The sequence below is a fragment of the Pseudomonas sp. Pseusp88 genome (genome assembly GCF_047303955.1).
Taxonomy (GTDB): domain Bacteria; phylum Pseudomonadota; class Gammaproteobacteria; order Pseudomonadales; family Pseudomonadaceae; genus Aquipseudomonas.
The window spans coordinates 139,929-157,576 of sequence record NZ_JBGLYM010000009.1 but is presented as its reverse complement, the minus strand read 5'-3'; the positions used below and the strand labels follow the sequence as shown (position 1 = coordinate 157,576).

Sequence of the window (17,648 nt, the reverse complement as noted above, 5' to 3'; positions counted from 1 at the left end):
TGTCTGTGTCGGAAATGCCTACGATATTGACCAAAGAGACTCACGAATGCCTTCCATGCCCTGGCGCGACATCGATACCGTCCTACTCGACATGGACGGCACCCTGCTCGATCTGCATTACGACGACCACTTCTGGCTGCAACACCTGCCCCAACGCTATGCCGAGCGCCACGGCATCAGTCCGGCCCTGGCCCTTGAGGAAATCCGGCCGATCTTCGAGAAGAACGCCGGCACTCTGAACTGGTACTGCCTGGACTTCTGGACCGCCGAACTGAACCTGCCGCTGCGCGAACTCAAGCGCGAAACCGCGCACCTGATCGCCCTGCGCCCGGACGCCGAAACGTTCCTGGCAGCGATCCAGAAGGCCGGCAAACGGGTGATCATGATCACTAACGCCCATCGCGACTCACTGTCGTTGAAGATGGAACGCATGCAACTGGCGCCTTATTTCGAGCGCCTGATCAGTTCCCATGACTATGGTTTTCCCAAGGAGAACGCCCAGTTCTGGGATGCGTTGCAAGCCGATATCGGTTTTGATGTGGCGCGCAGCCTGTTTATCGACGACACCCTGCCGATCCTGCGCAGCGCGCGCAGCTTTGGTATTGCGCACTTGCTGGCGGTGAAAGAACCCAATAGCCAGAAAGGTCCGAAAGACACCGAGGAATTTGCGGCAGTGGGGGATTATCGGGAGTTGCTGGACGGGTTGTAATCGGTGCAGGCCCCCTGTGGGAGCGGATTTATCCGCGAAGGCGTCAGTATGTTCACGGGCCTCTTCGCGAATGAATTCGCTCCCACAGAATCTGCGTCCCCATAAAACACTCACACACTGTGTGCTATTCCGGAATCCGCAACACCTGCCCCGGATAGATCTTGTCGGGATGTGATAACAGCGGTTTATTGGCCTCGAAGATCTTTGTGTACTTGCCGGCGTCGCCGTACTCGGCCTTGGCAATGGAACTGAGCGTATCGCCCGCCTTCACCGTCACAAAACGTGCTTGCGAAGTCTGCGGGGCCGCGGCATTCAGGGTCATGCGATCCTCAACATTTTTGATGCCCTGAATATTGCCCAAGGCCAGCAGGATCTTTTCTTTCTCTTCCTGACTTACCACTTCCCCACTGGCAATAACCTTGTCACCCTCCAGGGATAATTGAACATTCGGACTGCCCAACCCGACATCGGCGATATGTTTTTTCAGGGTCTCCTCGGCTTTGGCATGCCCGGGTGTCAGCAGGTCGATCAGCTTTTCGCCTGCCTCTTTAACGAAGCTGAACAGGCTCATGACCGTTCTCCTTCCTTTGTTATCGTAACTGCTGTCCTTATCAATCTTAGTTCGAACCAGATAGTTAACTAAGTGTTCCGACCAGCGTCGCATCAACATAGATCCGCATCAGCGCGTAGAATCAGGCGCCTGCCTTGCGTCCCGGAGTGAAGATGGACATCAAACAACTCAAATTCCTGATCGCCCTCGATGAAACCCGCCACTTCGGCCAGGCTGCGGCGCGCTGCAATATCACCCAGCCGACCCTGTCCATGCGCTTGCGCAATCTTGAAGAAGAGCTGGATTTGCCCCTGGTCAATCGCGGCCAGCGTTTCGAGGGTTTTACCGCTCCCGGCGAGCGAGTGCTGGCCTGGGCGCGAACAGTGCTGGCCGCCTACGATGGCTTGCAGGCCGAGGCTGCGGCCTGTCGTGGCAATCTGGTCGGGACCTTGCGCCTGGGTGTCGTGCCGCTGTCGAGTTTCGACCCGCTGCCGCTGCTGCGCCGCCTGCACGAGATCCACCCGGAGCTGAATTTCGAACTCTCGTCCCTCAGTTCCGAACAGATCCTTGAACAATTGGCGAGCAATCGCATCGATCTGGGCGTGTCCTACCTCGAACGCCTGGACACCGAGCGTTTCGACTCGCTGGAACTGGCCGAAACCCGCATGGGCCTGCTTTACGACCAGCGTCATTTCAACTTCGAAGAACCGGCCCTGGCCTGGGCGCAATTGATTGAAATGCCCTTGGGCCTGCTGACCAGCGGCATGCATTTCCGCCAATCCATCGACCACAACTTTCACAGCCGCGGCCTGCAACCGCGCCCGCTGTTGCAGACCGATGCCGTACATCAGTTGTTGCAGGCGGTTCATGGCGGCCTGTGTTGCGCGATCATGCCCCTGGATGGCGGCCTGGAAACCCTCACCGAGCACCTGCGCCTGCATCCCATCGAAGAGGCCCGCACCCTCGCCGGGCTGGGCCTGATCATGCGTCGCGGCGCGCCTCGCTCGGCACTGGCCGAGGCGTGCTTTGCCCTTTATCAGAAACTGCACAAAGAACATTGATCGACGTCATCTATCGGCGCATCAGAACCACTGATTAGACGTCATCCGACAAGAGGCATAGGCTGTCAGCTATCACTCTGCCGGTACTTAACCATGCACGCCACGCGCACGGTCAGCACGGCGCCCGCACAGTATTCGCCTGCGCCTGCCGCCAGCCAGTCCTACAGTTACTCGAACCTCGAGGTCGACGATTCGGCACAGACCGCGCTCGCCGAAGAGGTCGCCCTGGCCATTGCCTATAACGGCATCAGCCAGGCGGTCATGCTGGTCACCCCGACCGACCTGGAAGACTTCATCGTCGGTTTCAGCCTGGGCAGCGGCATCATTGCCTCGCCCGACGAAATCTACGACCTCAAGCTCAGCGGCTGCGGCTCGGCGCAACATGCCGAAGTGGAAATCGCCAGCCGGGCATTCTGGAACCTCAAGCAGCAACGCCGTCAACTGGCGGGCACCAGCGGCTGCGGTCTGTGCGGCGTGGAAGCGGTCGAGCAAGCGCTGCCCGAACTGAATGTATTGCCCGGTGCGCCCCTGCCTCCCGCGCAGTGGCTGGAAGGCCTGCGTCAACGCATCGGCGAGTTCCAGCCTCTGGGCCGCTATTGCGGCGCGGTACATGCCGCCGTCTTCATGGACGACAAGGGCCAATTACTGCTCGGTCGCGAAGATATCGGCCGGCATAACGCCCTCGACAAGCTGATCGGCGGCCTGATCCGTCAGAACATCCCCCTCCTGGGCGGCACGGCCATCGTGACCAGTCGTTGCAGCCTGGAACTGATCCAGAAAGTCCTGCGCGCCGGCATCCAGACCCTGGTCAGCCTGTCCGCCCCCACCGGCCTGGCCCTGCAATGGGCGCGTCGGCACAACCTCAATTTAATTCACCTGCCGCAACACAGTGCGCCGCGGGTCTATAGCCCTGCGATGGAGAGTCAAGCGTGAGCATGCACAATCAAGCCGACAAGACCCCTACCCCACGTTACAAGCCCTACAAAGGCGCGGCGGGCGGTTGGGGCGCATTGATCAGCGTGACCCAGGCCTGGCTGACCAGCGACAACGCGCTGAAGAACCTGCGCATGATGCTCAAGACCAACCAGAACGGCGGCTTCGACTGCCCCGGTTGCGCCTGGGGCGATTCGCCGGAAAGCGGCATGGTCAAGTTCTGCGAGAACGGCGCCAAGGCAGTGAACTGGGAAGCGACCAAACGCCTGGTCGGCCCGTCGTTCTTCGAGCGCTACAGCGTCAGCGCCCTGCTCGAGCAAAGTGATTACTGGCTCGAATATCAGGGCCGCCTGACCGAACCTATGGTCTACGACGCTGAAACCGACCGTTACAAACCGATCAGCTGGGACGACGCCTTCGCCCTGATCGCCAGGCACCTGAACAACCTGCCAAGCCCGAACATGGCCGAGTTCTACACCTCGGGCCGGGCCAGCAACGAAGCCGCCTACCTGTATCAGCTGTTCGTGCGCGCCTATGGCACCAACAACTTCCCTGACTGCTCGAACATGTGCCACGAAGCCAGCGGCGTCGGCCTGTCCCAGAGCGTCGGCGTCGGCAAAGGCACCGTGACCTTCGACGACTTCGAACATGCTGATGCGATTTTCGTCCTCGGCCAGAACCCTGGCACCAACCACCCACGCATGCTCGAACCCCTGCGCGAAGCGGTGAAGCGTGGCGCCCAGGTGGTCTGCGTCAACCCGCTGAAAGAGCGCGGCCTGGAACGTTTCCAGCATCCACAGCATCCGCTGGAAATGCTCACCAACGGTTCGGAGCCGACCAACACGGCTTACTTCCGTCCGGCTCTGGGCGGCGATATGGCCCTGCTGCGCGGCATGGCCAAGTTCCTGCTGCAATGGGAACGCGAAGCCCAGCAGGCCAACCAGCCGTCGGTGTTCGACCACGCTTTCCTTAACGAGCACACTCACGGCGTGCTGGACTACCTGGCCGCCATCGACGACACCTCGTGGGAATCCATCGTCGAGCAATCCGGCCTATCCCTGCAGGATATCGAGCTGTCGGCGCGGATGTACCTCAAGGGCAAGAACGTGATCATGTGCTGGGCGATGGGGATTACCCAGCATCGCCACTCGGTGCCGACCATTCAGGAAATCACCAACCTGATGCTGCTGCGCGGCAACATCGGCCGTCCGGGCGCAGGCCTGTGCCCGGTGCGCGGCCACAGTAACGTGCAGGGCGACCGCACCATGGGCATCAACGAGCGCCCACCGGTGTTCTTCCTTGATGCCCTGGAAAAGCGCTTCCAGTTCAAGGTACCCCGTGAAAACGGCCATAACGTGGTCGAGGCGATCCATGCCATGGCCGAAGGTCGCGCCAAGGTATTTATCGGCCTGGGCGGCAACTTCTCCCAGGCAACTCCGGACAGCGCTCGCACCGTCGCGGCCCTGCGCAACTGTGACCTGACCGTACAGATCAGCACCAAACTCAACCGCAGTCACCTGACCCACGGTAAAGACGCGCTGATCCTGCCGTGCTTCGGCCGCACCGACATTGATATTCAGGCAAACGGCCCGCAAGCCGTGACCGTGGAAGACTCGTTCAGCATGGTCCATGCCTCCAATGGCCAGCTGAAACCACAGTCGACCCAGATGCGTTCGGAACCAGCCATTCTCGCCGGTATCGCCAACGCAACCCTGGGCAAGCAGCCGGTGGACTGGCTGTGGCTGGTGGAAGACTACAGCCGCATCCGCGACCTGATCGCCGACACCATCCCCGGCTTCAAGGACTTCAACGAGCGGGTCAAGAATCCGGGCGGTTTCTACCTGGGCAATGCTGCGGGCGAGCGGCGCTGGAATACGGCCAGTAGCCGGGCCAACTTCAAGGCCAATGCGCTGCCGCTGGACCTGATCCACGAGAGCGTCCGTTCCACCGGGCAGATTCCCGACCTGATCATGCAATCCATGCGCTCACACGATCAGTACAACACCACTATTTATGGCCTGGACGACCGCTATCGCGGGGTCAAGGGCCAGCGGGATGTGCTGTTCGTCAACGAGGCAGACATTGTGCGCCTGGGCTTCCAACCGGGGCAGAAGGTCGATATCAGTTCGATCTGGGGCGACGATCACGTACGCCGGGTCAAAGGCTTTACCCTGCTGCCATTCGACATTCCGGCCGGCCAGGCTGCGGCCTACTACCCGGAAGTGAACCCACTGGTACCGCTGGAAAGCGTCGGCGCGGGCAGCAGCACACCGACCTCGAAGTTCGTGGCGATCAAACTGGAGCGGGCAAGCGAGACGGCGCGGATTATCTAAAGGCCTGACAATGCCGGGCGCCGAACCCTGCGGGCTTTGTGGGAGCGAATTCATTCGCGAATAGACTGGGACAACTGATAAATTTGTAGGGTCTGGAATACCGTATTCGCGAATGAATTCGCTCCCACATTGCACAGTAAAAACAAAAAGGCCCGTTTCCTGTGAAACGGGCCTTTTGCGTAAGTAGCTTATGACCACTTAAAAGCAACTAAGTTTCACAGCAAAAACAACAAGTTAGTTATTTGTGTAACAGTCGTGTTACTCGTCGGAATTGACTTGAGTGGTTGTTAGTTGCGCCTCAGGATCGCGCCGTCATCCCTATGAGATTCACTCCATGAAGTATTCCTCGATTCTGTTGTTGTCTCTTACTTTGGCCAGTGGTTTCGCCTCGGCCGGCGGAACTACGGAGGCAGGAGTGGGGGGAGCATTGGGTGGGGTACTCGGTTCGGTCGTCGGTCAGCAGCTGGGCGGCAGTACCGGCTCCGCCATTGGTGCAGGCCTGGGCGGCGCAGCGGGCGGCGCGGTGGGTGCTGACCGGCGCAACCGCACCGAAGCCGCCATTGGCGGTGGCCTGGGCGCTGCCGGCGGTAACGTGATCGGACGCAGTGTCGGCGGTAACACCGGCAGCCTGATCGGCGCCGCGGCTGGCGGCGGTGCCGGTGGCGCTCTGGGCAACTACATGGGTAATGAAAGCCGCGATGATGGCCGTAATGACCGTCGCTACCGCGGCCGCGATGACCACCGCGACTACCATGGCCGTCGCGGTCACGCCCGCGGCCATGACCGCCGCCATCGCTAAGGCCTGAGCATCCGGGCTTAGACCAACAGCGCCTGCATGGCCAGACGCAATCCTTCGGGAATAGCCACCGGGCGATTCGAGGCACGGTCAACAAAGACATGCACGAAACGCCCGGCGGCGCAGGCTTGCTCCTCGCCGACCTTAAAGACGGCCAACTCGTACTGCACCGAGCTGCTGCCCAATTTGCCCACTCGCAGACCAACCTCGATCCGCTCCGGATAGGCAATCGACGCGAAATAATCACACGAAGAACTGACGACAAAGCCCACCACGGCGCCGTCATGAATGTCCAGGCCGCCACGTTCGATCAGGTAGGTGTTCACCGTGCTGTCGAAAAAACTGTAGTAGGTGACGTTATTTACATGGCCGTAGATATCGTTGTCATGCCAGCGCGTGGTGATGGGCTGGAAGTGTCGATAGTCACTGCGGCGCGGGGTCTGGTCGGGCATGGGCAGGGCTCTTGATCATAAGAAGGGCGATATTTGTTTCGGGATCGACACGCAATACTAGCAAAGGGCTACAAAGGCGGTTTACCCTTCGCCGCACGCAATACTGTCATGCTCATAGAGACCAGTGAAACGGAATGGATTCCCAGAAACAGCAAGCCGACGACGACGGCATCATTCGCATCCAGCGACTGACCCCGGATCAATTCGACGTAGTGCTGGGCAGCCCTGCCAGCAAACGCAAGCCTGGCGCAGCGCGCAAACGCCCACCTTATGAACTCTATGCCATTATCCTGGGGATCGTGATCGTCAGCGCCCTGCTGGTCGCTCAACTATTGCCTCGCCGCCCCGCACCAACGCCGGTTGTCGGGCAGGTTGTCGCCGCACCTGTTACAGATACCCCATCAGAACCCGAACTCACGCCAGTCGCGCCCGTTGCTGCAGCGGTTGCACCTCTGAAAGCGCCGCAACCCTCTGCTGCAAACCCTATTCAATTGGAGTCCTACGAAGGCCCCAATGTTGTCCGCCACCCGCAGCCTGTCGAAGTGCAACCCTTGGACAACTGCCTTAAAGATGGCAACGTCATCGATGAAAACGTGCTGAATTGCCGGTTTGGTCAATTACCGCGTCCAGAACGTAAACCGGTAGCTCAGGGTATGGTTTCTTCCAGCTACATGGCTGAATTGAAAGCGGAAAAGGCCCGCAGCAAACCCGTACGCTCAACTTCCCCGGCCGAATATTCGACCATCGCCATACGCGAATGGGATGGCCGCAATCGCTACGAAGCAAAATGGCGCAGCATTGATAACCATGTCGATGGCGCAAGCGTCTGCGCCAACTTCCCCGCCGAATCCGTCGAACGCCGTGAGTGCCGCAAGGCCGCGAAGGTATTTTTCAAGGAAGCCTGCAATGACTGGGGCATACGCTTCAGACGCGACCATGACGATGCGAGCAAGAGGATGGAACAGCGTTATTGCGAGGCCATGGGAAGCTACGAGCCTTAGGGTTGATCAATGCCAATGAGGGAATATCACTCATACGAGCGCCCCTGTTCGATTGAGTCATTAGTTGCTTTGAAAAAGTATCGATGAATAGGGCCATTAATACTGGCCTTGAGCTTTTATTGGCCTTAACCTTCCTCGATGACAACGCTTCGCATCAAGGATGAGCAATGAGGGCAAGGAATGCGCGAGACCAGGGAGAACCTGGTAGCTTCGAATCCATAAGCGCGGACGACGAGGACAGGCTACAGCGCAACCGGCCACGTCGCTCCGCTATCACCCGTGCAGTCTGTTGCGCCAGCCTGCTGCTATCGCTGTATGTGGCTGCGGTGTTTTTTGCCCTCAGGGACATTGCCCCAATGGTGCAACCCGACACCGAGACTCTCCAGACCCGACGCCCTCTCGCGGCCGACCCCGTTCCGCCGATCTACACCACTACTCACGCCCCGGCGACACGTCCCCTGAGCGATTGCATCAAGCCCGGCAACCTCATCGACGAGGCCGTCGCGACCTGTCACTACGGCCAGTATCCCCGGGTAATGGCCCAGACCAACGGGCAAGGCATGGTATCGGCGCAATATATGGCGGGCTTCAAAGCCGACCGCCCGGTCACCCATGAAAATCGGGCGGAGCTCGCCAGCGTTGAACAGGCGACCATCTGGCAATGGGACGGCAAGCGCACATACTTTGCCCAATGGCTGGTAGAGGCCAATCGAATCGATGACAGCAGTGTCTGTGGCAATTACCGGCGCGGCTCGGTGGAATTCCGCGAATGCCGCAAGGGTGCGAAAGTGTACTTCCGCGATCAGTGCCAGAGCTGGGGCAAGCGTTGGGACCAGAGCGGGGGCGCTGGCAGCAAAGCCGCTCAGGAACGATTTTGCAGCGCGGCGAGCAGCTTTAATCCAATAGGCTAAATCGCTGAAAATTTTTTCAAATCACCGAGAAAAAGCCGAAAAAAGCCGGGGCTTCGCGGTTTTAGTGATGCGCTTCGGGAATCGGCAAAAAGGGCGATTTTACGAAATGTTGTTTTCTTACAACGTTTTGCATATTTAGCATTGTTAGTGTGGGATTCATCCGCTCCCACAGGGTCCGGTTCGGTACAGACCAGGACAAAAAAAACCGCCCCGAAGGGCGGTTCTTTCATTCAGCCAGTCTCGATTACAGCTTCGGACCGGCTGCCTTGATGGCGTCGCTCACGTCGAACTTCTTGAAGTTCTCGATGAACAGGCCGGCCAGCGCCTTGGCCGCCTCGTCGTAGGCCGCCTTGTCTGCCCAGGTGTTGCGCGGGTTCAGCAGACCGGTTTCTACGCCTGGAACCAGTTTTGGTACGTCCAGGTTGATGGTGTCCAGGTGTTCGGTTTCAACACCGATCAACGCGCCGCTCTGGATCGCTGCAATCACGCCACGAGTGGTCGGGATGTTGAAACGCTTGCCGACGCCGTAGCCACCGCCGGTCCAACCGGTGTTGACCAGGTAGACCTTGGAGCCGAAGCCGCGGATGCGCTTGATCAGCAGCTCAGCGTATTCGCCAGCCGGACGCGGGAAGAATGGCGCGCCGAAGCAGGTGGAGAAGGTCGACTTGATGCCGGCACCCGAACCCATTTCAGTAGAGCCAACCAGCGCGGTGTAGCCCGACAGGAAGTGGTACGCAGCCTGCTCTTCGCTGAGGATCGACACTGGCGGCAGTACGCCGGTCAGGTCACAGGTCAGGAAGATCACGGCGTTCGGCTCGCCACCGAGGTTTTTCGGCGCGCGTTTTTCGATCAGTTCGCGCGGGTAAGCGGCGCGGCTGTTCTGGGTCAGGCTGTCATCGGCGTAGTCGGCTTTCTTGGTGACCGGGTCCAGGACCACGTTCTCCAGGACCGCGCCGTGCTGAATGGCTTTCCAGATGACTGGCTCGTTCTTCTCGGACAGGTCGATGCACTTGGCGTAGCAACCGCCTTCGATGTTGAACACCACGCCAACGCCCCAGCCGTGCTCGTCGTCACCGATCAGGTAACGGCTTTCGTCGGCCGACAGGGTGGTCTTGCCAGTACCGGACAGACCGAAGAACAGCGTTACATCGCCTTCTTCGCCCATGTTGGCGGCGCAGTGCATCGGCAGAACATCGACCGCTGGCAGCAGGAAGTTCTGTACCGAGAACAGGGCTTTCTTCATTTCACCGGCGTAACGCATGCCGGCGATCAGCACTTTCCTGGCCGCGAAATTGATGATCACGGTGCCGTCGGAGTTGGTGCCGTCACGCTCAGGTTCACAGACGAACCATGGGGCGTTCTGGATCTGCCACTCGTCCTTGCCCGCCGGGTTGTACTGTTCAGGATTGATGAACAGGCAACGACCGAACAGGTTGTGCCAGGCAGTCTCGGTGGTCATCTTGACCGGCAGGTAGTGCGCCGGGTCGGAGCCTACATGAACGTGGGAAACGAAACGCTCGCGCTCGCCCAGATAGGCAGCAACGCGGTCCCACAGGGCATCGAACTTGTCGGCCGGGAACTTGCGGTTGATCGGGCCCCAGGCGATAGCGTCCTGAGTGCTTGGCTCTTCAACAATGAAACGATCGACTGGCGAACGGCCAGTACGATGACCCGTTTTCACAACCAGTGCGCCGGTATCAGACAGTTCACCTTCTTCGCGCTGCAGAGCTTCTTTAACCAGCTCGTCGATGCTCAGATCGGTGTACACGGTGTTGTTTGCTTGCGTCATGAGGGTCCCCGTCGGCCAGTGGCCGAGTGTTCCGAACGTTTTTGTAGTAAAAAAACAACCACTACTACAGCTTAAAAGTGGGCCGGATTATGCCAGAACTGCCTGAAAAAGGTAGGACCCTCCTGTCAGAACAGGCCCAAGGCTTTCCAAGGGCCGTTATGAGCGCAATCAAGGTGTTATCAATGGCGCGTGTCGGAAGGGGAGTCGACGCCGCCGCCTGCGAACAGCTGAGCGATATCAGCGGCATCGAACAGATAACGCTGGTTGCAGAACTGGCAGTCGATCTCTACCGAACCATTGTGCTCCTCCACCAACTGCAGGGCGTCGTCCAGACCGAGACTTACCAGCGCATTGGCCGAACGCTCGCGCGAACAGCTGCAACGGAACTGCAGCGGTTGCACATCGAACAGGCGCACCGTTTCCTGGTGGTATAGACGATGGAGGATGGTTTCGTTGTCCAGACTGAGCATTTCTTCGGCGCTGAGGGTATCGGCCAGGGTCAGCACGTGCTCCCAGCTGGCGGCGCGTTCGTCCTGGTCGGGAATGCGCGCCACAGGCAGTTGTTGCAGCAGCAGGCCACGAGCGCGCTTGCCATCGGCCTTGAGCCAGAAGCGCGTGCCCAGTTGCTCGGACATGACGAAGTAACTGGACAGGCTGCCCGCCAGGTCCACGCCGTCCAGGGCGACGATCCCCTGGTAGCGCTTGCCCTGCCGCGGGTCGACGGTCAGGGCCAGCGAACCGTCGGGCATCAGGTCCTGCAGACCGGCGCCCGGCGTGATCAGCGATTCGTCGTAACGGGCGATGCCGCGCAGCTCGCGCTCACTGGAGCACTCGACCATCAGCAAAGGCACGGCGCCACTGGAGCGCGCCTGCAAAATCAGCAAGCCATCGAACTTGAGGGTGCCGACCAGCAGCGCGGCGGCGGCCATCAGCTCACCCAGCAATTGCGCGACCGGCTCGGGGTAGGGGTGCTTGGCCAGCACTTCGGCGTAACTGCGCTCCAGAGCCACCAGCTCGCCACGGGTGTCGCTGTCGTCGAAGATAAAACGCTGGGAGAAATCGATATCAGGGAAATCATGCATAAGAGAGGGCATCTGAATAATGACAAAATGTGTTCAAGCGACTATAAATCGCCGTTTGGCACCCATACGGTGCGGATTAAGGGGCAGTTTATGGAGTATCCGGCACTCTTCCAAGCCAGGTGGAACCTACGCCAGCTTGTGTTGTGCAATTTGATCGCTTTCGCCCTGTTGGCGATCTGGGCCTGGCCCATGGGGCACACTTTGCTCACTCAATTCGATGAGTGGCTGTTCCATCTGCTCAACCGACCACTGGAGCAAAATGCCATGTGGTTGAACGTCTGGACTGTTGCCAGTATGCGGCCTTTCGACGCTATCGTCGGCCTGATTCTGTTGATGTTGCTTATCAAGGGAAACTGGGTGTTCAAGGCGGTTCAGGTGCGTTCAGCGATCTTTGGCTTCGTCTCGATCCTGATTCTGCTGCTCATCATCCGCACACTGTTTTCCAAGCTGATCGACGGCACCCCGCTGCAACACGACAGCCCGTCCCTGGTGCTCAAGGACGCCATTCGCCTCAGCGATATCTTCCCGCACCTGGAAAAACGCTGGGCATTGAAGGACAGTTCCGGCCAGAGCTTCCCCGGCGACCACGCCTCGGTGCTGTTGATCTGGGCCTTCTTCATGACCGTATTCAGCCGCACTTTCGTCCAGCGCCTGGTGATCTGGGCCCTGTGCCTGCTGTTCATGATGCCGCGCCTGGTCGCTGGCGCCCATTGGGGCCAAGACGATTACATCGGTGGCGTAATGATCGCCCTGCTGGCCCTGGGCTGGGGTTACTACACACCGTTCGCGGCTGTGGCGACCAACCTGTGGCTGAAGGCGACCGCGCCGATCTTCAAGCTGCTGGAACGCCTGCCGCTGCTCAATCGCATGAGCGTGGTCAGCGGACGTTAGTCGCTGTGAAACTGCAATAGCTGCCGACGCTGTTTCTTGGTCGGCTTGCCGTCGGTAGTAACGCCCAGATTGCCTGCCTTGCGCTGGGCTGCGGCGTTCTCCCGACGGGCGACGCTGTCCGCTGTCTCGCTGTACAGCGCTTGCGCTTGCGGGGCGCCACGACGAACGATTGATAGCGCCTGAACCACCACCGTGCGTTCATCGAATCCTGTACGTATCTGCAACTCGTCGCCGATGTGCGGCTCCTTGCCCGGCTTGCAACGCTCGCCGCGACAATGCACCTTGCCGCTCTCAATAGCGGCCTTGGCCAGCGCCCGGGTCTTGTAAAACCGCGCAGCCCACAGCCATTTATCCAGACGAACCTTGTCGTCATCTTCTGTTTTTTGTGCCATATGGATTACTCGTGCCGGGTTAAGCGAACTGTACTACGTGACATTGGACACGCAGTAATCGATCTTCGCGATTAGACTGCAATGATTGGATCCGGCCCCCTGCTCATGGAGTGCAACGTGACTGAATTCCCCGAATCATTGATCTCGCCCTCCGCCAGCTGCGAGGGCTGCAGCCAAAACGTCCCGCTCGGCTTTCAGTTCGATTTCGCCTATCAACCCATCATCGACCTGCGCGACCGATCGATCTTCGCCCATGAAGCACTGGTACGCGGTGTCAATGGCGAAGGCGCGGCTTCAGTGCTGGCACAGGTCAACGACAGCAACCGCTACCGCTTCGACCAGCAGTGCCGCACCAAAGCCATCAAGGGCGCGGCGCATCTGGGGATGAGTTCGTATCTGTCGATCAATTTCATGCCCAACGCGGTCTATCGTCCCGAGCTGTGCATCCGCAGCACTCTGGAAGCAGCACGTGAGCATAACTTTCCGCTGGACAGGCTGATTTTCGAAACCCTGGAAAGCGAACACATAGATAACTATCGCCATCTGACACACATTCTGCGTGAATATCGCGAATTCGGTTTCAAGACCGCCATTGACGATTTCGGTGCCGGCTATTCAGGACTGGCGCTGCTTGCTGATTTTCAGCCCGACCTGCTGAAACTGGATATGGGCCTGATCCGCAATATTCATCTCGATCGGGCTCGCCAGGCGATCGTTCGCGGGGTTGTCACAATGTGTATGGACTTGGGGGTTACAGTCATCGCCGAAGGTATCGAACAGGCTGAGGAACGCGACTTTCTCGCCGATTGCGGGATTTTTCTGATGCAAGGCTACTGGTTCGCCAAACCTGCATTCAAAGCATTGGCCCAGGTCGACCCTGGCGTCTGGCAGACAGCGTGATAAGTACGGAATCGCCTTGAAAACATTCGATCATCTGACAGTTATCGGCCTGCGCGAGTGGGTGGCGCTGCCCGACCTTGGGGTCGCCGGCCTGCGCGCAAAAATCGACACCGGGGCCAGCACGTCCAGCCTGCACGCCACGGAAATCGAACCCTTTGAACGCGACGGCCAGAAGTGGGTCCGATTCAACGCCCATCTGGGCACCCTGGTCCAGCTGCGCCACCGGCGCTGCGAAGCCCAGTTGGTGGCCATGAAAACCATAAAAAGCTCCAACGGCCATTCCCAGGTGCGTTATGTCATCCGCACCGCTCTCGCCATGGGCGACCGGGTCTGGCCCGTGGAATTCACGCTGGCCTGTCGCAAGGCCATGCGTTATCGCCTGCTGCTGGGTTCAAACGCCTTGATCGACGGCCAACTGGTCGTCAATCCGGGCATTACATATGTTCAGGACAAGCCGGCATTCCCGGCCTCTACTACCTCTGCCACAGGTGCTGCATGAAGATCGCTGTGCTTTCGCGTAACCCGCGTCTGTATTCAACCCGTCGTCTGGTCGAAGCTGGTATTGAACGTGGCCATGAGGTGGTGGTGATCGACACCCTGCGCGCCTACATGAACATCGCCAGCCACAAGCCGCAGATCCACTATCGCGGCAAACCGCTGGAAGGCTTCGACGCGGTCATTCCGCGCATCGGCGCATCGGTGACATTCTATGGCTGCGCGGTGTTGCGCCAGTTCGAAATGATGGGCGTGTTTCCGCTCAATGAGTCGGTGGCCATTGCCCGTTCCCGGGACAAGCTGCGCTCACTGCAACTGCTGTCACGGCGCGGCGTCGGCCTGCCGGTCACCGGCTTTGCCCACTCCCCGGACGACATCCCCGACCTGATCCAGATGGTCAATGGTGCGCCGTTGGTGATCAAGGTGCTGGAAGGTACCCAGGGCATCGGCGTGGTGCTGTGCGAAACGGCCACGGCGGCCGAGTCGGTGATCGAGGCATTCATGGGCCTCAAGCAGGACATCATGGTCCAGGAGTACATCAAGGAAGCCGGCGGCGCCGATATTCGCTGCTTCGTGGTCGGCGACAAAGTGATCGCCTCGATGAAGCGCCAGGCCAAACCGGGGGAGTTCCGCTCCAACCTGCACCGCGGCGGCAGCGCCAGCCTGATCAAGATCACCCCGGAAGAACGCATGACCGCCATTCGCGCCGCCAAGGTCATGGGCCTCAGCGTGGCCGGCGTGGATATACTGCGCTCCAACCACGGGCCGCTGGTGATGGAAGTCAACTCCTCGCCGGGCCTGGAAGGCATCGAGACCACGACCAACAAGGACGTGGCCGGGATGATCATCGAGTATCTGGAGAAGAACAGCGGGCCGCATATGACTCGGACGCGGGGGAAGGGCTAAGAGCAGCTGCGAGCTATAAGCTGCAAGCTTCGAGCTAAAAGCAGGTGTGCGGCACAGCTTCTAGCTTGCGGCTCGAAGCTCGAAGCTGCTTTTCAGACCGCATCCCTGGGCAGCATCAACCCCAACGGCAACCGCACCCGCGCTTCCAGGCCGCCGCCCGAGCGGTTACGCAGCTCGACAATCCCGCCATGCATCGAAGCAATACGCTTGACGATGGCCAGGCCCAGCCCGGTGCCCTTGCCGCTGCGGGCGCGATCGCCGCGAATGAAAGGATTGAAGATCACGTCCAGCTCCGAAGGATCAATGCCGGCGCCGCGGTCCAGTACGCTCAACACAACATAGGGCGCGCTGCTGTCGCCGGAAACATAAGCCGCTACCTCGATACCGGTGCCACCATGGTGCATGGCGTTGCCGATCAGGTTGGTCAGCAGCCGCTTCATCGAGACTCGCCGCAGCGGGAACGGCGGGATGGGCTCCAGGCACAGGCGAATCTGTTCTTCCGCAGTGTTGAATGGCGCTACGACTTCCCGCACAAGATCACCCAGGTCGACCTCTTCGATCTGCTCGTCACGGCCATCACGGATAAACGCCAGGAACTGGTCGAGAATCGCGTCCATGTCTTCGATATCCCGGACCATGCCCTGGGTCAGTTCGTTGTCGTCGACCATCAGCTCCAGCGACAACCGCAGGCGGGTCAATGGCGTACGCAAGTCGTGGGACACCCCCGCCAGCATCAGCTCGCGCTCCTGACCGGCCTGCTCGACGTCCTCGGCCATCTGGTTGAAGGCGCGGTAGACCTCGGTCATTTCGCTGGGCGTATCACTGACCGGCAAGCGCACGCTGCGTCCCTGACCCAGCTGGCGGGCCGCAAATACCAGGCGCTTGAGGGGCTGATTAAGCTGGCGCACGAAAATCCAGGCGCTGGCGGTCGACAGGAAACCAATGGCGAGGAACCAGCCCAGCACACTCCAGATCTTCTGCCCACGCAGCGGATGCGGATACAGCGGCACCTTCAGCCAGCCCTCACCCAGACTCGGCGCCCGCACCCACAACGCAGGAGGCGCATGCACGCGCAGGCGTACTTCAGTGTCTTCACCCAGTTCTGCCTGCATCTGCCGTTGATAGATCTCGCTGTAGGGCCAGTGCTGCTCGCCCTCAGGCACACCGCCACCCACGACCCGGATCAGACCCGCCGCTTCGGCAATGGCCTCGCGGGCATGCTCGTCGGCCGCCCAGTAGGCGCGCAGGGTCAAGGCCACGCCGTGGCTGTACTGGCGGTCGACCAGCACGTCTTCGTTCATCAGCAGATAGACGAAGGTCAGTGCCTTGGAAAACAGCACGACGATCAGCACCAGCCAGAGCGTGCGGGAGAAAAAGCTTTGCGGAAACCAGAGCGGGGTCTTCATAGAAGGGCTTTTCAGTTGAACAGGAGCGGCGAAAAAATGCGCATATCGCACATACACGAACGTCGATAACCCCGCAAAGGGTTACCGACGTGTTGGGCAAGGACAGCGCTCTGAACGCCTGAATGCACCTGATTACTTGGTACCGGCGCCATCCGGCACAAATACATAACCCACACCCCAGACGGTCTGAATGTAACGCGGCTTGGACGGATCAGGCTCGATCAGGCGGCGCAGACGGGAAATCTGCACGTCGATGGAGCGCTCCAGAGCATCCCATTCGCGGCCGCGGGCCAGATTCATCAGCTTGTCCCGGGTGAGCGGCTCGCGGGCGTGCATGACCAGCGCCTTGAGTACGGCAAATTCACCGGTGGTGAGCATATGCACTTCTTCGCCGCGCTTGAGTTCCCGGGTCGCCAGGGATAGCTCGTAGTCGCCGAAGGACACCGACTCATCTTCGCTGGCCGGGGCGCCTGGAACCGGCGCCGACTGACGACGCAGTACGGCCTTGACCCGAGCCATCAGCTCATCGGGGTTGAACGGCTTGGCCAGATAGTCGTCGGCGCCCAGCTCCAGGCCCTTGATGCGGCTCAGCTCGTCGCCCTTGGCGGTCAGCATGATGATCGGCACCTGGTTGTTCGCGGCGCGCAGGCGGCGACAGGCGGACAGGCCGTCTTCGCCGGGCAGCATCAGATCCAGCACCACCAGGTTGAAGACCTCACGGGACAACAGCCGGTCCATTTGCTCAACGTTGGCCACCGCCCGGGCACGATAGCCCTTGCTGGTGAAGAAACGCTCTAACAGGCTGCTCAAGCCCGGATCGTCATCGACGATCAGGATTTTTTCACCTTCAGCAATTTGTGCAGTGCTGCTCATTGGATGCTCCTCTAATCTCGGCGCGCATTATGGCGTAGCTAATGTGAAGCGCACCCTGTGCATTGTTAGCAGATTTTACGGTAGCCGCCATTGGCGGCCTTTTCACTGCATGAATGGGGGCTGTTACATCGGTGAATCCCCTAATCCGGCTTCGCTGGGTATAATGCG

19 protein-coding genes are annotated in these 17,648 nt (G+C 59.7%); 11 read left to right on the top strand and 8 right to left on the bottom strand.

Annotation, left to right across the window (positions count from 1 at the left end; all coding sequences use genetic code 11):
* Positions 1-46: 46 nt before the first annotated feature.
* Complete coding sequence (yrfG, locus tag ACCD02_RS14535) at positions 47-709, top strand: GMP/IMP nucleotidase (protein ID WP_413302860.1); 663 nt, start codon at positions 47-49, stop codon at positions 707-709.
* A 124-nt stretch (positions 710-833) separates the two neighbouring features.
* On the opposite strand, the gene lysM is transcribed toward yrfG, so the two are convergent.
* Positions 834-1,280, bottom strand: coding sequence for a peptidoglycan-binding protein LysM (gene lysM, locus ACCD02_RS14530; protein WP_413302858.1), 447 nt, complete (start codon positions 1,278-1,280; stop codon positions 834-836).
* Positions 1,281-1,432: 152 nt separating this feature from the next.
* Between lysM and ACCD02_RS14525 the strand changes: the two genes are divergently transcribed.
* The 4 genes from ACCD02_RS14525 to ACCD02_RS14510 all read left to right on the top strand — a co-directional run bounded on the left by ACCD02_RS14525 (position 1,433) and on the right by ACCD02_RS14510 (position 6,385).
* Entirely contained in the window at positions 1,433-2,320 is an 888-nt protein-coding gene (locus tag ACCD02_RS14525) for a LysR family transcriptional regulator (RefSeq protein WP_413302856.1), read from the top strand.
* Between the two features lie 93 nt (positions 2,321-2,413).
* Positions 2,414-3,253 (top strand): formate dehydrogenase accessory sulfurtransferase FdhD, encoded by an 840-nt coding sequence (gene fdhD / locus ACCD02_RS14520; RefSeq protein ID WP_413302853.1) that lies wholly within the window; start codon positions 2,414-2,416, stop codon positions 3,251-3,253.
* 2 nt (positions 3,254-3,255) lie between these two features.
* On the top strand, positions 3,256-5,586 hold the full coding sequence (locus ACCD02_RS14515; protein WP_413303019.1) for an FdhF/YdeP family oxidoreductase: 2,331 nt from the start codon (positions 3,256-3,258) through the stop codon (positions 5,584-5,586).
* Positions 5,587-5,920: 334 nt separating this feature from the next.
* Complete coding sequence (locus ACCD02_RS14510) at positions 5,921-6,385, top strand: YMGG-like glycine zipper-containing protein (RefSeq protein ID WP_413302850.1); 465 nt, start codon at positions 5,921-5,923, stop codon at positions 6,383-6,385.
* A 17-nt stretch (positions 6,386-6,402) separates the two neighbouring features.
* Here the strand turns inward: ACCD02_RS14510 and ACCD02_RS14505 are convergent, their stop codons facing one another.
* On the bottom strand, positions 6,403-6,834 hold the full coding sequence (locus ACCD02_RS14505; protein ID WP_413302847.1) for an acyl-CoA thioesterase: 432 nt from the start codon (positions 6,832-6,834) through the stop codon (positions 6,403-6,405).
* Between the two features lie 134 nt (positions 6,835-6,968).
* On the opposite strand from ACCD02_RS14505, the gene ACCD02_RS14500 reads away from it, so the two are divergent.
* Both ACCD02_RS14500 and ACCD02_RS14495 read left to right on the top strand, forming a co-directional pair.
* The gene (locus tag ACCD02_RS14500) at positions 6,969-7,835 is read left to right on the top strand and encodes a hypothetical protein (RefSeq protein ID WP_413302845.1); all 867 of its coding nucleotides are present in this window, start codon (positions 6,969-6,971) and stop codon (positions 7,833-7,835) included.
* A 356-nt stretch (positions 7,836-8,191) separates the two neighbouring features.
* Complete coding sequence (locus tag ACCD02_RS14495; protein ID WP_413302842.1) at positions 8,192-8,746, top strand: hypothetical protein; 555 nt, start codon at positions 8,192-8,194, stop codon at positions 8,744-8,746.
* On the opposite strand, the gene ACCD02_RS14490 is transcribed toward ACCD02_RS14495, so the two are convergent.
* From ACCD02_RS14490 to hslO, 3 genes are all read right to left on the bottom strand, one after another.
* Positions 8,743-8,976 (bottom strand): hypothetical protein, encoded by a 234-nt coding sequence (locus tag ACCD02_RS14490; protein ID WP_413302839.1) that lies wholly within the window; start codon positions 8,974-8,976, stop codon positions 8,743-8,745. The genes ACCD02_RS14495 and ACCD02_RS14490 overlap by 4 nt on opposite strands.
* Before the next feature lie 14 nt (positions 8,977-8,990).
* The gene (locus ACCD02_RS14485) at positions 8,991-10,535 is read right to left on the bottom strand and encodes a phosphoenolpyruvate carboxykinase (RefSeq protein ID WP_413302836.1); all 1,545 of its coding nucleotides are present in this window, start codon (positions 10,533-10,535) and stop codon (positions 8,991-8,993) included.
* Positions 10,536-10,714: 179 nt separating this feature from the next.
* Positions 10,715-11,617, bottom strand: a complete 903-nt coding sequence (hslO, locus tag ACCD02_RS14480; RefSeq protein WP_413302833.1) for an Hsp33 family molecular chaperone HslO — start codon at positions 11,615-11,617, stop codon at positions 10,715-10,717.
* 90 nt (positions 11,618-11,707) lie between these two features.
* Between hslO and ACCD02_RS14475 the strand changes: the two genes are divergently transcribed.
* Positions 11,708-12,508: a phosphatase PAP2 family protein gene (locus ACCD02_RS14475; RefSeq protein ID WP_413302830.1), complete on the top strand. Its 801-nt coding sequence runs from the start codon at positions 11,708-11,710 to the stop codon at positions 12,506-12,508.
* On the opposite strand, the gene ACCD02_RS14470 is transcribed toward ACCD02_RS14475, so the two are convergent.
* Positions 12,505-12,900 (bottom strand): RNA-binding S4 domain-containing protein, encoded by a 396-nt coding sequence (locus ACCD02_RS14470; protein WP_413302827.1) that lies wholly within the window; start codon positions 12,898-12,900, stop codon positions 12,505-12,507. The two genes, ACCD02_RS14475 and ACCD02_RS14470, sit on opposite strands and share 4 nt — an antisense overlap.
* A gap of 117 nt (positions 12,901-13,017) precedes the next feature.
* On the opposite strand from ACCD02_RS14470, the gene ACCD02_RS14465 reads away from it, so the two are divergent.
* Genes ACCD02_RS14465 through rimK form a run of 3 tightly spaced genes read left to right on the top strand, consistent with a single transcriptional unit; the run spans position 13,018 to position 15,201 of the window.
* Entirely contained in the window at positions 13,018-13,800 is a 783-nt protein-coding gene (locus tag ACCD02_RS14465) for an EAL domain-containing protein (protein ID WP_413302824.1), read from the top strand.
* A gap of 49 nt (positions 13,801-13,849) precedes the next feature.
* Positions 13,850-14,299, top strand: coding sequence for an ATP-dependent zinc protease (locus ACCD02_RS14460; protein WP_413303017.1), 450 nt, complete (start codon positions 13,850-13,852; stop codon positions 14,297-14,299).
* Entirely contained in the window at positions 14,296-15,201 is a 906-nt protein-coding gene (gene rimK, locus ACCD02_RS14455; protein WP_259104012.1) for a 30S ribosomal protein S6--L-glutamate ligase, read from the top strand. Before ACCD02_RS14460 ends, rimK begins: the two co-directional genes overlap by 4 nt.
* A 92-nt stretch (positions 15,202-15,293) precedes the next feature.
* Here the strand turns inward: rimK and ACCD02_RS14450 are convergent, their stop codons facing one another.
* A complete protein-coding gene (locus tag ACCD02_RS14450; protein ID WP_413302820.1) occupies positions 15,294-16,607 on the bottom strand; it encodes an ATP-binding protein in 1,314 nt (437 codons plus the stop codon).
* A 132-nt stretch (positions 16,608-16,739) separates the two neighbouring features.
* Entirely contained in the window at positions 16,740-17,480 is a 741-nt protein-coding gene (gene ompR / locus ACCD02_RS14445) for a two-component system response regulator OmpR (RefSeq protein ID WP_413302817.1), read from the bottom strand.
* Positions 17,481-17,648 lie beyond the last annotated feature (168 nt).